General features: G+C 63.7%; 12 protein-coding genes. 5 read left to right on the top strand and 7 right to left on the bottom strand.

What is annotated here, in order from left to right:
- Window positions 1-4: 4 nt before the first annotated feature.
- The 4 genes from epsE to ACG0Z6_RS03350 form a co-directional block, all read right to left on the bottom strand.
- Window positions 5-874 carry a polysaccharide export protein EpsE gene (epsE, locus tag ACG0Z6_RS03365; protein ID WP_394458649.1) on the bottom strand — a complete coding sequence of 290 codons (870 nt, stop codon included), beginning with the start codon at window positions 872-874 and terminating at the stop codon, window positions 5-7.
- Window positions 875-882: 8 nt separating this feature from the next.
- Complete coding sequence (locus tag ACG0Z6_RS03360; protein ID WP_394458648.1) at window positions 883-1,845, bottom strand: EpsD family peptidyl-prolyl cis-trans isomerase; 963 nt, start codon at window positions 1,843-1,845, stop codon at window positions 883-885.
- 215 nt (window positions 1,846-2,060) lie between these two features.
- Window positions 2,061-3,374, bottom strand: coding sequence for a TIGR03862 family flavoprotein (locus ACG0Z6_RS03355; RefSeq protein ID WP_394458647.1), 1,314 nt, complete (start codon window positions 3,372-3,374; stop codon window positions 2,061-2,063).
- Window positions 3,375-3,447: 73 nt separating this feature from the next.
- The gene (locus tag ACG0Z6_RS03350) at window positions 3,448-4,476 is read right to left on the bottom strand and encodes an NADP-dependent oxidoreductase (protein ID WP_394458646.1); all 1,029 of its coding nucleotides are present in this window, start codon (window positions 4,474-4,476) and stop codon (window positions 3,448-3,450) included.
- A 241-nt stretch (window positions 4,477-4,717) separates the two neighbouring features.
- Here ACG0Z6_RS03350 and ACG0Z6_RS03345 point away from each other — a divergent pair, with 241 nt between their 5' ends.
- Both ACG0Z6_RS03345 and ACG0Z6_RS03340 read left to right on the top strand, forming a co-directional pair.
- Window positions 4,718-6,499, top strand: a complete 1,782-nt coding sequence (locus tag ACG0Z6_RS03345) for a methyl-accepting chemotaxis protein (protein WP_394458645.1) — start codon at window positions 4,718-4,720, stop codon at window positions 6,497-6,499.
- A 139-nt stretch (window positions 6,500-6,638) separates the two neighbouring features.
- The gene (locus ACG0Z6_RS03340; RefSeq protein ID WP_394458644.1) at window positions 6,639-8,411 is read left to right on the top strand and encodes a methyl-accepting chemotaxis protein; all 1,773 of its coding nucleotides are present in this window, start codon (window positions 6,639-6,641) and stop codon (window positions 8,409-8,411) included.
- A 12-nt stretch (window positions 8,412-8,423) separates the two neighbouring features.
- On the opposite strand, the gene ACG0Z6_RS03335 is transcribed toward ACG0Z6_RS03340, so the two are convergent.
- Window positions 8,424-8,909: a PaaI family thioesterase gene (locus ACG0Z6_RS03335; protein WP_394458643.1), complete on the bottom strand. Its 486-nt coding sequence runs from the start codon at window positions 8,907-8,909 to the stop codon at window positions 8,424-8,426.
- A 146-nt stretch (window positions 8,910-9,055) separates the two neighbouring features.
- On the opposite strand from ACG0Z6_RS03335, the gene ACG0Z6_RS03330 reads away from it, so the two are divergent.
- From ACG0Z6_RS03330 to ACG0Z6_RS03320, 3 genes are read left to right on the top strand one after another with little or no spacing between them, the layout of a single operon-like run.
- Window positions 9,056-9,946, top strand: coding sequence for a 3',5'-nucleoside bisphosphate phosphatase (locus ACG0Z6_RS03330; RefSeq protein WP_394458642.1), 891 nt, complete (start codon window positions 9,056-9,058; stop codon window positions 9,944-9,946).
- The gene (locus ACG0Z6_RS03325) at window positions 9,943-10,848 is read left to right on the top strand and encodes a DMT family transporter (protein ID WP_394458641.1); all 906 of its coding nucleotides are present in this window, start codon (window positions 9,943-9,945) and stop codon (window positions 10,846-10,848) included. The genes ACG0Z6_RS03330 and ACG0Z6_RS03325 overlap by 4 nt, the downstream gene beginning before the upstream one ends.
- A gap of 29 nt (window positions 10,849-10,877) precedes the next feature.
- Window positions 10,878-11,510, top strand: a complete 633-nt coding sequence (locus ACG0Z6_RS03320) for an L-threonylcarbamoyladenylate synthase (protein WP_394458640.1) — start codon at window positions 10,878-10,880, stop codon at window positions 11,508-11,510.
- 6 nt (window positions 11,511-11,516) lie between these two features.
- Here ACG0Z6_RS03320 and ACG0Z6_RS03315 read toward each other — a convergent pair whose 3' ends face one another.
- Window positions 11,517-11,888 (bottom strand): glutaredoxin family protein, encoded by a 372-nt coding sequence (locus ACG0Z6_RS03315; RefSeq protein WP_394458639.1) that lies wholly within the window; start codon window positions 11,886-11,888, stop codon window positions 11,517-11,519.
- 31 nt (window positions 11,889-11,919) lie between these two features.
- Window positions 11,920-12,699, bottom strand: a complete 780-nt coding sequence (locus tag ACG0Z6_RS03310; protein ID WP_394458638.1) for an oxygen-binding di-iron domain-containing protein — start codon at window positions 12,697-12,699, stop codon at window positions 11,920-11,922.
- Between the last annotated feature and the right edge of the window lie 84 nt (window positions 12,700-12,783).

The following is a 12,783-nucleotide window of genomic DNA, read 5'->3' as shown; positions in this document are numbered from 1 at the left end:
CACCTCAGAACAAGCTTTCTTTGACGTAGACGACATCACCGTTTTTCAGGATTTCGTCCATTTTTGGTTCAACGACGACGACTTTTCCTGAGGCATCTTTGCGGTGCACCTTGATGCCATTGACTGTGCCCCGCGCACTGACACCACCGCCAGAGGCCAACACCTGCATCAAAGTCATACCCCGCTCCAACCGCAAGGGTCCTGGGCGCTGCACTTCCCCGTAGATATACACAAGGGGGTAGCGGTCCACCCAAATCACATCACCGTTTTTGATGGTGATATCCAGCCCTTTGCCTCCGCGCTCGAAAATCGAATTGATATCAATCTCAATCCAAAATGGCTTACCATCCCGATCACCGCTTACAGTAATTACATCACTGCCGGATGGAATGATGCCGCCAGCTGTTGCGATCAGATCTGTCAGCCGATTTTCCGCCTGCTCCAGGGGATATCGTCCAGGACGTCCCACTTGCCCGAGCACATTGGCCTGGTTACCGCGAACTTGCAGAATCAAGATGGTGACCTGGGGATTTTTGATAAAGTTCCCCGCCTTCAAACCATCGGTCAGCACTTTTTCTGCTTGGCTGGTGCTCATGCCACCGACCACAACATTCCCCAGCAGGGGGTAGGAGATGATGCCGGACTCAGAAACCCGAGCCTCAAGCTGAAGGTCAGGGTTTTGATACACCGAGATGCGCAAGACGTCTCCTGCGCCAATACGGTATTCAGGGGTGGCTTCCTTGGTCTGTTCTACCTTGGCAGCTGACCGAGCGCCGTTGCCACCTTTGTCCGAAGATTGGGCAGCGGTTGGGTATGACGCGCACGCCAATGCTGCGATCACCGAAAATATTGTCAGTTGACGTTGCATATTCATTCGGAAGTTCACTTGATTCCCAAGCCCTTGCTGACGGCATCAGCATCCAATGCGTTAGGTTTGGGAGCAGAGGCCACCGGCGCGGCTGGCTGCGCCTTGGCTGGAGCTTCCGCGCCAGGGGCTGCGCTTGCGTTTTCTTTGAATTTGCCGATGTATTCGATTTTGGCGCTGTCACGCAGCTGCTTGATGTCAGCCTTCATCAGCTCGCCTTTACGCTGATTCAGCAGGAACTGCTCAATGGCGGGCTTGGCTTGCTCGAGTGTGATGGATTGGACTTTAGAGGCCGCCAAGTGCAGCACCTGCAAACCATTGGCGGTGGAATTGACGATGGAGTCGCCATCCTTCAGTCTGGACATGGACTCAACGCTGGACAGTGGCAGCTGTTCAGCGGGCCGCACCGTTTGATTCACACCAAAACGAATTTGCTCGGCCTTGAGGTACTCGACGAACTCCTGGATTGACTTGGCTTGGCGCAGCTTGTCGCGCACAGCGGCTTGCTTTTCAGCATTGGCCTCAATACCAATTTCCTGGAAGTTGTAGACGCGGCGCTCTTTGAAGAGAGCGGGGTTAGCGTCGTAGTATTTGGTTACTTCGTCAGCGCTGGGCTTGGACGCCGATTGGCTGATTTTCTCGGCATAAGCGCGCGCGAGAATCTCGCGCTTGGCATATTCGACCTGCTGAACCACATTGGAGTCGCGATCGAGCTTGAGGTCCTGCGCCTTTTGCACAGCGAGCTCTTGATCGATCAAGCGCTCGAGAATTTGCTTGGTTGCAGCTTCTTGTTGCTCGGGCCGAATGCCCTGCTGGCGCTGCAGCACATAGTTGATTTGGTGAACCGTCACCTCTTCACTGTTGACCCTGACCGCCGTCTGGCTGGCCTTTTTTTCACCATCGGATTTGCCGCATGCCGTCAGCGTCAACGCAAGGGCAATGACGGAGACTTTCAACAGGGAGGGGGAATTGGCGGTCATTGCTTCGATCATCTCTAGGCCTTTTCAATTGGAGCAGTCACGTCAGCTGGAGGTCCTTATCTGGCAATCCTCCCAACCAGCAGCTTGTGGTGCCACAGGAGTGTGGACTTTGACACAGACAGCCAAAGCCTCAACAAGTTCCCGACGTGAACCCACTTGGTTGGGGGCAGAGGGTGGCAAACGGCCGACATGCCTGTATTTGCCCCCAGGACCAGTTACGTGAGCCTCCGCTGCCCCTTTTGCAACCAGTCCGCAGCGCCCTCACCGGCCACCACACCGCTGGCCAGGCTGGCGCTCAGCAGATAGCCCCCCGTGGGCGCCTCCCAGTCGAGCATTTCGCCCGCGACAAACACGCCGGGCAGAGCCTGCAGCATCAAGTCGGCGCTCAGCGCCTCTAGCTTGACCCCGCCTGCCGTGCTGATGGCCTCGGCAATCGGGCGTGCGGCCTGCAGGCGCAGCGGCAGGCGATGGATGGTTTGCGCCAAGGTTGCCGCGTCAGCGCAGTCGCTCTTGCTGAGCACTTCATAAAGCAGTCCGGCCTTCACCCCGTCCAAGCCCAGGCGGCTTTTGAGGTGGGATGAGAGGGAGCGCGAGCCACGAGGGTGCACCACTTGCTGGGCCACGTAGGCCGCATCGCGCGCGGGCAGCAAGTCGAGGTGGATGAGTGCATGGCCCTGCGCTTCGATGGCGTCTCGCAACAGGGCCGAGGCGGCGTAAACCAGCGAGCCCTCGATGCCAGTGCTGGTGATCACAAACTCCCCCTGGCGTGCAAAGCGAGCCCCGGATGGGCTCTCGAAGTGCAGCACCACCGACTTCACCGGTGCGCCCGCATGGCGCTGGGCAAACAGCTCAGACCAGCCTGGGTTTGGGGCGTCGGCGCGGCGTGGCCCGAGGTCAAAACCGCAGTTGGCAGCGCGCAAGGTCGCCACCTCCACGGCACGGCTTTGCAGCAGGGGCAGCCAAGCGCCGTCAGAGCCCAGTTGCGGCCAAGAGGCGCCGCCCAGCGCCAACACCACGGCTTGCGCCTGCACCACCACTTCCCCTTGCGGGCTGTCAAAACGCCAGCCGCCGTCACTCGACCAGCCCGTCCAGCGGTGACGCATGTGCAGGCGCACACCCTGGGCGCGCAGGCGCTGCAGCCAGGCTCTGAGCAAGGGCGCAGCCTTCATGTCTTGAGGGAACACCCGGCCAGAGCTGCCGACAAAGGTTTCAATGCCCAGTCCAGCAGCCCAGTCGCGCACGGCCTGCGCGTCAAAGCGGTCCAGCCAGTGCCCCACCTCGGCGCTGCGCGCGCCGTAGCGCTCGTCAAACCGGGGGCGGGCTTCGGAATGGGTCAAATTCAGCCCGCCCTTGCCCGCGAGCAGAAATTTGCGCCCCACCGAGGGTTTGGCGTCGTACACATCCACTTGGCAGCCGCTGGCGGCCAGACGCTCGGCGGCCATCAAGCCTGCAGGGCCTGCGCCAATGACCACGGCATGGGGCGCGGCGGCGGGTGTTTCGGGGGTGGGGCTAAACGCTACTTCTTGCACGGCGGCCGTCCAGTCTTCAGGGGTGCGGGGTCTTGGGGCGGCGCAGTGTGCCAGAAGCCGCGCCCGCCGCGAATCAAGTCAGACGCACCAGCAGCTTGCCCAGGTGCTGGCCCTGCAGCATGCCTATAAAAGCTTCCGGGGCCTGCTCCAGCCCGTCCACGATGGTGCTGTGCTGCTGCAACTGCCCTTGCCGCCACAGCGCCAGCAACTCCTGTCGGGCCTGCGGCCATAGCGGCAAATGCTCGGTGATGATGAAGCCCTGCAGCCCAATGCGCTTGGTCAGCAGCAGCTGCGGCGCGGCCAGCGGTATGGGCTCGCCGTTGTAGCCAGCCATGGCGCCGCACAGCGCAATGCGTGCGTGGGGGCTGGCCAGCTGCAAGGCCGCGTCCAGCAAAGCGCCCCCCACGTTTTCAAAAATACCCTGAACACCATCCGGGCAGGCCTGCCTGAGGCCTTGCAGCATGGCGTCGGGCCCATCGCGGTAGTCCACACAGGCCTCATAGCCCAGCTGCTGCACCGCGTGCGCGCACTTATGGGCACCGCCCGCCAAGCCCACGGCGCGCAGCCCGCGCGCGCGCGCCAGCTGCCCCACCACCGAACCCACAGCCCCCGTCGCACCGCTGACCAGCAGCGTCTGGCCGGGGCTCAGGCGCAACAGCTGGGTGAGCCCATACCAGGCCGTAATGCCCGGCATGCCCAACGCCCCCAGGTAGGCAAAGGCGGGCACTTCAGAGCGCTCCAGCTTGAGCGGTGCGGCAGGCCCTTGAGCATCCGCCAAGCTGTAAGCCTGCCAGCCGCCCATGCCCAGCACCAAATCGCCGGGCGCATAGTTCGAATGCTTGGAAGCCTGCACCACCCCCACGGTGCCGCCCAACATCACCGCCCCCAACTCCAGAGGCGGGGCGTAGCTGGGGGTGTCGGCCATGCGTCCGCGCATATAGGGATCGAGGCTGAGCCACTCATGGCGCACCAGCAGCTGACCATCAGCTGGAATGGGCAAGGGCTCCGAGGTGAATTGAAAGTCAGCCAACACCGGGCGCCCTTTGGGGCGGCACGCCAAGCGAACTTGCAAATTCAGATCGGGGCTCGGACTGTGATGCATGGCAGGTTGGCCCCAAAGGCAATGGCGACACGTGCGGCGCGGCGTGCATTGTTCTCACATCCGCGAAAAATGTGGGCAATGCCAGCGATTGTCAGCCCAATTCGGCCCATGCATGGAAGAGGCCTGCCGATATAACAGCTATCAAAGCGTGGCTCCACGGGTGCAAGCTGCACTGCACTATAGATTTGTGTAGACCCGTCGGCGCTGCCATCAAAACGACCCTCTTCTCAAAGGCTCAAACATGCAGTTGTCAAACTTTCGCATCGCCACCAAATTGGTGGTGGGTTTCGTATTGGTCGCCGTCTTTGGTGCCGCCCTGGGCATTCTGGGGATCGTCAACACGGGCAAGTTGAGCGACGCCGCATACCAGCTGTATGAGCGCGAGACCATGGGATTGTCAGAAATCAAAGAAGCCAACATCGACCTGCTCTACATCGGGCGAGACCTGCGCAACGCCTTGCTCTCCTCCACCCCAGAGGGGCGCGAAAAATCCATGCGCAGCCTGGATGCGAACCTGAACAAGATCAAAGGCAGTTTGGACTCCGCACGAAACCGCTTCAGAAGCCCAGCAGGAAAGGCAGACTTTGCCAAACTCGACGAGGCTTGGGCAGAGTACGAAAAAATCGCGCATGGCCTGCGCGAGAAAGTCCAAGGCGCCCCACTCAGCAATGACAACGCGGCCACCACCTACCTGTTCCAAGAGTTCGCACCCCGGGTCAACAAGGTCGACGACTTGATGACCGTTCTGTCCAAGCGCAAAGAAGACAACGCCAAACGCCTCTCCGAGGAAAGCCTCAAGGCCTACACCTCAACACGCAACCTCTCGGCCGCCCTGGTGTTGGTGAGCTTGGTGACTGGCGTCGGCCTGGGTCTGCTGATCAGCCGCAATGTCACGGGCTCGGTCAACCTCGCCGTTGACAACGCCAAGCGTATGGCGCAAGGCGACCTCACCCAGCCCATCCACGCCAAGGGCAAGGACGAGACCGCGCTGCTGCTCAGCGAGCTCGAGCACATGCGCAGCAAGCTGCGCGACACCGTGCAGTCCGTGCGCAGCAACGCCGAGAGCGTGGCCACGGCCAGCGCCGAAATCGCCATGGGCAATGCCGACCTGTCGCAGCGCACCGAAGAACAAGCCAGCGCGCTGGAGCAAACCGCCGCCACCATGGACGAAGTGGGCTCCACCGTGCGCAACAACGCCGACAACGCCCAGCAAGCCAACCAGTTGGCCATGAGTGCCTCGCAAGTGGCGCTTCAAGGCGGTCAGGTCGTGGCCGAGGTGGTGGACACCATGCGCGGCATCAACGACAGCTCCAAGAAGATTGCCGACATCATCACCGTCATCGACGGCATCGCCTTCCAGACCAACATCCTGGCGCTCAACGCCGCCGTCGAAGCCGCTCGCGCCGGTGAGCAAGGCCGCGGCTTCGCCGTGGTGGCCGGTGAGGTGCGTCTGCTGGCCCAGCGCTCGGCCGAGGCCGCCAAGGAAATCAAATCCCTCATCAACGCCAGCGTGGAGCGCGTCGAGCAAGGCACAGCCTTGGTGGACCGCGCGGGCAGCACCATGGACGAGGTCGTCAGCTCCATCCGCCGCGTCACCGACATCGTCGGTGAGATCTCCACCGCCAGCCGCGAGCAAAGCACCGGCGTGGCGCAGGTGGGCGAGGCGGTCAACCAAATGGACAAGGCCACGCAGCAAAACGCCGCGCTGGTGGAGCAAAGTGCCGCGGCGGCCGAAAGCCTCAAGCAGCAAGCCGCTCAGTTGGTCGAGGCTGTGGCCGCCTTCAAGCTCAGCCAGACCGACAGCCGCGCTGCTGCCCCAGCTGCGGCGGCATCCCCAGCCCGACACTCTGCACCCAGCCCGGTGCGCGCACCCAGCGCCGCCAGCACACCGCCCAAAGTGCTGGCCAGCCAGACCATCTCCAAAGTCGCTCACGCCACCAAGACCTCCCACGCAGGCAAAGCGGCAGCAGCCAGCGCCCCTGCGCCCACAGCCCACGACAGCGATGAATGGGAAACTTTCTAAATCCTGAGCAAACTCATGGGCTTCTAAGCGGCGTATAGCCGGGTTCCGATAAGTCTTACAGCTGCAGGTCTTCAGTTGCGGGGTGCCCCCCTTGCCACTGAAGGCCGCGCCCCTGTGAGCACTTGCCGAGGACCCCACCATGCGCTTGTCGCAATTTCAGATCACCACGCAGCTGATCACCGCTTTCATCGTCGTCACCGTGATCGGTGCCGGACTGGATGTGATTGGCATCTACAACCTGAACCAGCTGCGGCAAAACGCCGAGCGCATGTACCAGTACGAAACCCTGGGCATCGTGCGCATCAAAAGTGCCCATATCCACTTGCTCGGTGTCGGACGCCATGTGCGCAACGCCATGCTGGTGCAGGACGCCTCGCAGCGCCAAGCGCAACTGGCCAAGATTGAGGGCTTGGTGGTTGAAATCAAACGCGATGTCGAATCTGCCGAGAACCTCTACACCAGCTCACAGGGTCGAACCCAGGTGCAGCAGCTCAAAACAGCCCTGTCCACCTACCTGCCCACACTGAGCAAGCTGCAAAAAAGCATCTCCGAAGCAGCCGGGCATTCGCAGACCAGCAGCGAAGTCTTGTACAAAGAGTTCGAGCCCCAGGTCAGCCGCGTCTACGCCGCGCTGGACGCCCTGGCCGAGCGCAAAGAAAACAATGCGCAGGCCCTGGCCGAAAAGGGTGCATCGGCCTATGCCCAGATGCGCAATCTCACAGCCTTTTTGGTGCTGGCTGGGGTGGCCATCGGTGTCGGCCTGGGCATGCTCATCAGTCGCAGTGTGACCGCCTCCATCAAAACCGCAGTGGAGGCCGCATCGCGCATCGCCAGGGGCGATCTGACCCAGCCCATCCACGCCAAGGGCAAAGACGAAACCGCGCAGCTGCTGCAGGAACTCGAGCACATGCGCAGCAAGCTGCGCGACACCGTGCAGTCCGTGCGCAGCAACGCCGAGAGCGTGGCCACGGCCAGCGCCGAAATCGCCACAGGCAATGCCGACCTGTCGCAGCGCACCGAAGAACAAGCCAGTGCGCTGGAGCAAACCGCCGCCACCATGAACGAGGTGGAGTCGGCAGTGCGCAACAACGCCGACAACGCCCAGCAAGCCAACCAGTTGGCCATGAGTGCCTCGCAAGTGGCGCTTCAAGGCGGTCAGGTCGTGGCCGAGGTGGTGGACACCATGCGCGGCATCAACGACAGCTCCAAGAAGATTGCCGACATCATCACCGTCATCGACGGCATCGCCTTCCAGACCAACATCCTGGCGCTCAACGCCGCCGTCGAAGCCGCTCGCGCCGGTGAGCAAGGCCGCGGCTTCGCCGTGGTGGCCGGTGAGGTGCGTCTGCTGGCCCAACGCTCGGCCGAGGCCGCCAAGGAAATCAAATCCCTCATCAACGCCAGCGTGGAGCGCGTCGAGCAAGGCACAGCCTTGGTGGACCGCGCGGGCAGCACCATGGACGAGGTCGTCAGCTCCATCCGCCGCGTCACCGACATCGTCGGTGAGATCTCCACCGCCAGCCGCGAGCAAAGCACCGGCGTGGCGCAGGTGGGCGAGGCGGTCAACCAAATGGACAAGGCCACGCAGCAAAACGCCGCGCTGGTGGAGCAAAGTGCCGCGGCAGCCGAAAGCCTCAAGCAGCAAGCCGCTCAGTTGGTCGAGGCTGTGGCCGCCTTCAAGCTCAGCCAGACCGACAGCCGCACTGCACCAGCAGCCCCACCCGTGGCACACAAGCCCGTGCAGGCAGTACCCCGCCCTGCCAGCGCAGCGCTCAAGGCCACAGCCAGCCCTGCACCCAAGCCCGCACCCGCCGCCAAGAAGCTGTCCGTCAGCGCCAAATCTGCAGCCCAGCCGCCAACGGCCGCACCAGCGCCCTCACCGCACAGCAGCGACGAGTGGGAGACTTTCTAAAGCGGGCGGGCCTCAAGCCTGCGGCTCGGTGGAGGGAAGGCGCTGCACCGAGCCACGCCCCACCGCCAGCGCGCGCACGTACTTGAAGCTGCCCGTGGCGTGGGCGCAGAGGCGCCCGGCGGCATCGCGCAGCTCGGCCTGGCAAAAAGCCAGGGTGGGCGTGCGGTGCAGCACCTGCGCGTCGCAGCACAGCGCACCTTGTGCGGGCTGCATAAAGCTGGTTTTGAGTTCCACCGTCACCACACCCATGGTGGGGGCATCAGCCACCAGGCTGCGCGCGGCCTGCGCCATGGACACATCCAGCAGCGTCATGAGCACGCCGCCATGCGCCACCGCCCAGGCGTTGTGCTGTGCGTCTTGCAGCGCCAGGCGAACCTGCGCCTGGCCGGCCTCTGAGCGCCACAGCTCCAGGCCCAGCGCCTCCACAAAAGGCACGCGCAGCGGCCAAGCCAGGGGCGCTGTGGGTGTATCGGCTTGGGGCGGGATTGAGCTCTTCATGCGTGCAGGCCAGCCCTATGGGCTTGTGGGAGGACTTCACATCATCGCTCAAGCCCCCCAACAAATGCCCGCGCAAGCCCTGCTGCAAAGCCCCTAGGCACAACCAGGCCCCGCGCCCAAAACGGTCCTCGCCTAAAATACGGCCTGTGACTTCCCCCCTGCACCTTCAGAGCAATGCCGATTTGCATTGCCACTCCACCGTCTCTGACGGCACCCTCAGCCCTGAGGCTTTGGCCGCGCGCGCCGTGGCCAACGGAGTCGAACTCTGGGCGCTGACCGACCACGACGAAGTCTCTGGGCAGGCCCGCGCCATGGCCACCGCCCAAAGTTTGGGTCTGCCCTACCTCACCGGGGTCGAGATCTCCGTGAGCTTTGCGGGCAAGGTGGTGCACATCGTGGGCCTGGGCTTTGAGCACGACGACAGCGCGCTCATCGAGGGCTTGCGTCAAACCCGCGGCGGGCGCGAGCAACGCGCCAAAGAAATGGCGCAGGGCTTGCAAAGCGTGGGCATCAAGGGCGCGTTTGAAGGCGCGCTGCGCTATGTGGGCAACCCCGAGCTGATTTCGCGCACCCACTTCGCGCGCTTTTTGGTGGATGCCGGACATTGCAGCGATGTCCCCGAGGTGTTTCGCCGCTTTCTCACCGAAGGCAAACCCGGCTATGTGCCGCACCGCTGGGCCGGCCTGGGCGACGCGGTGGGCTGGATCACCCGTGCGGGCGGCTTGGCGCTCATTGCCCACCCCGGCCGCTACGGCTTCACGCCCACCGAGGAATATGCCTTGATCACCGAGTTCATGGCCCATGGTGGGCGTGGCATCGAGGTGGTGACAGGTAGCCACAGCCTGGCCGAAATGCAGCAGTACACCGAGACCGCACTGGAGTTCTCGCTGCTGGCCTCGCGTGGCTCGGACTTTCACAGCCCCGAAGAGAGCCGCTGTGACCTGGGGCGCCTGAGTGAGCACCTCAGCGGCCGCCTCACGCCCGTGTGGAGCGCCTTGCAAGAACGCATCCACTGGCCTCACGGCACCCAGCCGTGAAGCGCGCCTCACCCCAAGCAGGGCTGGGCATTGCGCTGATTGTGCTGATGACCTGGTGCTTTGCCACCATGGATTCGGCCATACGCTGGCTCGGTGCTTTCTTGCCGGTGCTCTTGATTTTGTGGTCACGCTACCTCACGCAGGCGGTGGTGATGCTGGTGTGGCTGGGCCTGCGGGCGCGCCGCCAGGGTTCGCTGCGCGGCTTTGCCGTGGCGCACCCGCGCTTTCAGCTGCTCAGGGGCAGCTTGTTGCTGGCCACCAGCGGCATCAACTTCTGGGGCGTGCAGCACATGCCCGTGGGCGAGTACACGGCCATCAACATGCTCTCGCCCGTCATCGTCACGCTGCTGGCGGGCATGGTGTTGCAAGAGCGCGTGACGGCGCTGCGTTGGGCGCTGGTGCTGGGCGGCTTTGCGGGTGCTTTGGTGATGATTCGCCCGGGCAGCGGCAGCTTTGGCTGGGAGGTGCTGGCGCCCTTGGCCGGGGCCTGCACCTATGCTTGCTTTCAAGTGCTCACCGCCAAGCTCAGCGGCTTGGACGACCCCTACACCACACACCTCTACACCGGCGCCACCGGCGCGCTGCTCTTGCTGCCAGTGGTGTGCTTCTATGCCGAGCCGCTCTTGGCAGCACTGCAGGGCGCCAGCGCCGTGCAGCTGGGCTGGATGCTGGCCATCGGGCTCTTGGGCACGCTGGGGCACTTGCTCCTGATCCTGGCCCTGCGTCTGGCCTCCACAGCCACGCTGATGCCCTTCATCTACGTGCAAATTGGCGCGGCGGCCCTCATCGGTTTGCTGGCCTTTGACCACCACCCTGACGCCATGAGTTGGCTGGGCATGGGCATCATCAGTGCCTGCGGCGCCGCCTCGGTGTGGCTCAATGTGCGCCGCACGCAACGCTAGGGCACACAGCGCCGCCGCACAATGGGCCAATGGCTCAGACCTTTGAAGTTCACCCGCTCAATCCCCAGCCGCGCTTTTTGCGCCAGGCCGCTCAGCTGCTGCATCAAGGCGGCATAGGCGCCATCCCCACGGACTCCAGCTACGCCCTGGTCTGCCACCTCGACGACAAAGCCGCCGTCGATCAGCTGCGGCGCATCCGCGGCGTGGACGACAAACACCAGCTCACCCTGCTGTGCCGCGACCTCTCGGAGCTGGCCAGCTACGCGCGCGTGGACAACCGCCAATACCGCCTGCTCAAAAGCGCCACGCCCGGGCCCTACACCTTCATCCTGCAAGCCACCAAGGAGGTGCCGCGACGCATCTCCCACCCCTCGCGGCGCACCATAGGCCTGCGCGTGCCGGACCACCGCGTCACCCAGGAGCTGCTGGCCGTGCTGGGCCAACCGCTGCTGGCCACCACCTTGATTCCACCGGGCGAGCACGAGCCACTCAACGACCCGCAAGAAATCACCGAGCGCTACGAGCGCCTGGTGCAGCTCATCATCGACGCCGGAGCCTGCGCCATGCAGCCCACCACGGTGGTGGACATGAGCGCTGAGGAGCCCGTGGTGCTGCGCACCGGCGGGGGCGATCTGGAACGCCTGGGCTTGTCGGCAGACTGACAGCCTTCAGCGCTGCTGCTGGGCCAGCGCCTGCAGGCGCGGCAAGTCCAGGCCCAGCACCACCTGCTCATGCAGCACAAAAGTCGGCGTGCCGCGCGCGCCCAGCGCCTGATAGCGCGCCAGGCAGGCCTTGTCGCGCTCGATATAGCACTCGGTAAAAGGAATGCGCTCTTGCGTGAACCACGTGCGTGCGCGGTCGCAATAGGTGCATGTGGTGCTGGAGATCATCTGCAGCTGCCCGGGGCTCAGCAGCTGACGCAGAGCCTCAGCGTGGCGGTCCTGCTGCGACCAGCGCGCCCATTGCGACAAGCCCAGCACCACCCCCAACACCAAGGCCAGTGAACCCAGACCGCGCCAGCGCGACAAAAAGCTGCTCATCATGGGCGCCATGCTAGCGCCCCGGCCCGATTCAGTCGGGGATGCGGTAGTTGGCGCCGCTCATGAGGTCAATGCCGCAGTCCAGTTCGCGCGCCCAGTCGATGAACTGGCGCACCGCCGCACCCGCCATGGGCGAGCCGTGCTGGGGCACGATCATGTCAATGTCCAGCTGCGACACCATCTGCGCCCACAGCCGCATGACTTTGTTGGAGACCATGTAGCGGCGGTGAAAGCCCTCCATGCGCCCCACATGCGCGCGGTCCAGCTCCGTCACCACCTGGCTGGCCTGCAGCCCACTGCCCAGCGATGCCCCCAAGTCGCCCGAGAACAAGATGCGGCTGACCGGGTCGTAGAACTGGAAATTGCCCTCGGCATGCAGAAAGTGCGCAGGCAGCGCCCACAGTTCGAAACGGTCGTCGCCCTCGCCCAAGCTCAGCCGCGCACCCGCATCGGCAATGCCCTTCACACGGCCCACGGTTTTGCCGGGCTTGCAGAAGTGCGGAATGAAGCGCTCCCACACGCGCGAGATGTAGACCGGCGCACTGGTGGCCGTCATCCAGCGGTCCAGCGAGGCAATGATGTCGGGGTCGGCGTGGGAGGCCAAGATGCCCGCCAGCTTGTGCGGCGGGAAGTAGCGGTTCATCCCCAGGTACAAGTCGTTGTAGGCGAGATTGCCACCGGGGTCGAGGATGGCGCCGGTCTTGCCATTGACCAGCAGGAATTGGTTAGCTTGAACGCCCTCTTCGTCGCACGACACTTCCGAGAACATCAGACAGCGGTGCGAGCCGCGTTCAAACAACACCGTAGACATGCATCCCCCCAGCAGTTGGCAGCCGCTGCCTGGGGCAGCGGTCAAGCCGAGCACTCTAGGGGGCAGCGCGCTGAGCGAACTTGA

Origin of the sequence: Roseateles rivi (assembly GCF_043555845.1) — a bacterium.
Taxonomy (GTDB): domain Bacteria; phylum Pseudomonadota; class Gammaproteobacteria; order Burkholderiales; family Burkholderiaceae_C; genus Roseateles; species Roseateles rivi.
The sequence above is the reverse complement of the archived record's forward strand: the minus strand, read 5'-3'. Positions and strand labels throughout refer to the sequence as shown.

What these genes read in the sequence shown, in the direction of transcription:
- epsE (WP_394458649.1), bottom strand. Translation starts at nt 874, where the DNA reads ATGAATATGCAACGTCAACTGACAATATTTTCGGTGATCGCAGCATTG.
- ACG0Z6_RS03320 (WP_394458640.1), top strand. Translation starts at nt 10,878, where the DNA reads ATGGCTCAGACCTTTGAAGTTCACCCGCTCAATCCCCAGCCGCGCTTT.
- ACG0Z6_RS03335 (WP_394458643.1), bottom strand. Translation starts at nt 8,909, where the DNA reads ATGAAGAGCTCAATCCCGCCCCAAGCCGATACACCCACAGCGCCCCTG.
- ACG0Z6_RS03310 (WP_394458638.1), bottom strand. Translation starts at nt 12,699, where the DNA reads ATGTCTACGGTGTTGTTTGAACGCGGCTCGCACCGCTGTCTGATGTTC.
- ACG0Z6_RS03350 (WP_394458646.1), bottom strand. Translation starts at nt 4,476, where the DNA reads ATGCATCACAGTCCGAGCCCCGATCTGAATTTGCAAGTTCGCTTGGCG.
- ACG0Z6_RS03315 (WP_394458639.1), bottom strand. Translation starts at nt 11,888, where the DNA reads ATGAGCAGCTTTTTGTCGCGCTGGCGCGGTCTGGGTTCACTGGCCTTG.
- ACG0Z6_RS03360 (WP_394458648.1), bottom strand. Translation starts at nt 1,845, where the DNA reads ATGACCGCCAATTCCCCCTCCCTGTTGAAAGTCTCCGTCATTGCCCTT.
- ACG0Z6_RS03345 (WP_394458645.1), top strand. Translation starts at nt 4,718, where the DNA reads ATGCAGTTGTCAAACTTTCGCATCGCCACCAAATTGGTGGTGGGTTTC.
- ACG0Z6_RS03340 (WP_394458644.1), top strand. Translation starts at nt 6,639, where the DNA reads ATGCGCTTGTCGCAATTTCAGATCACCACGCAGCTGATCACCGCTTTC.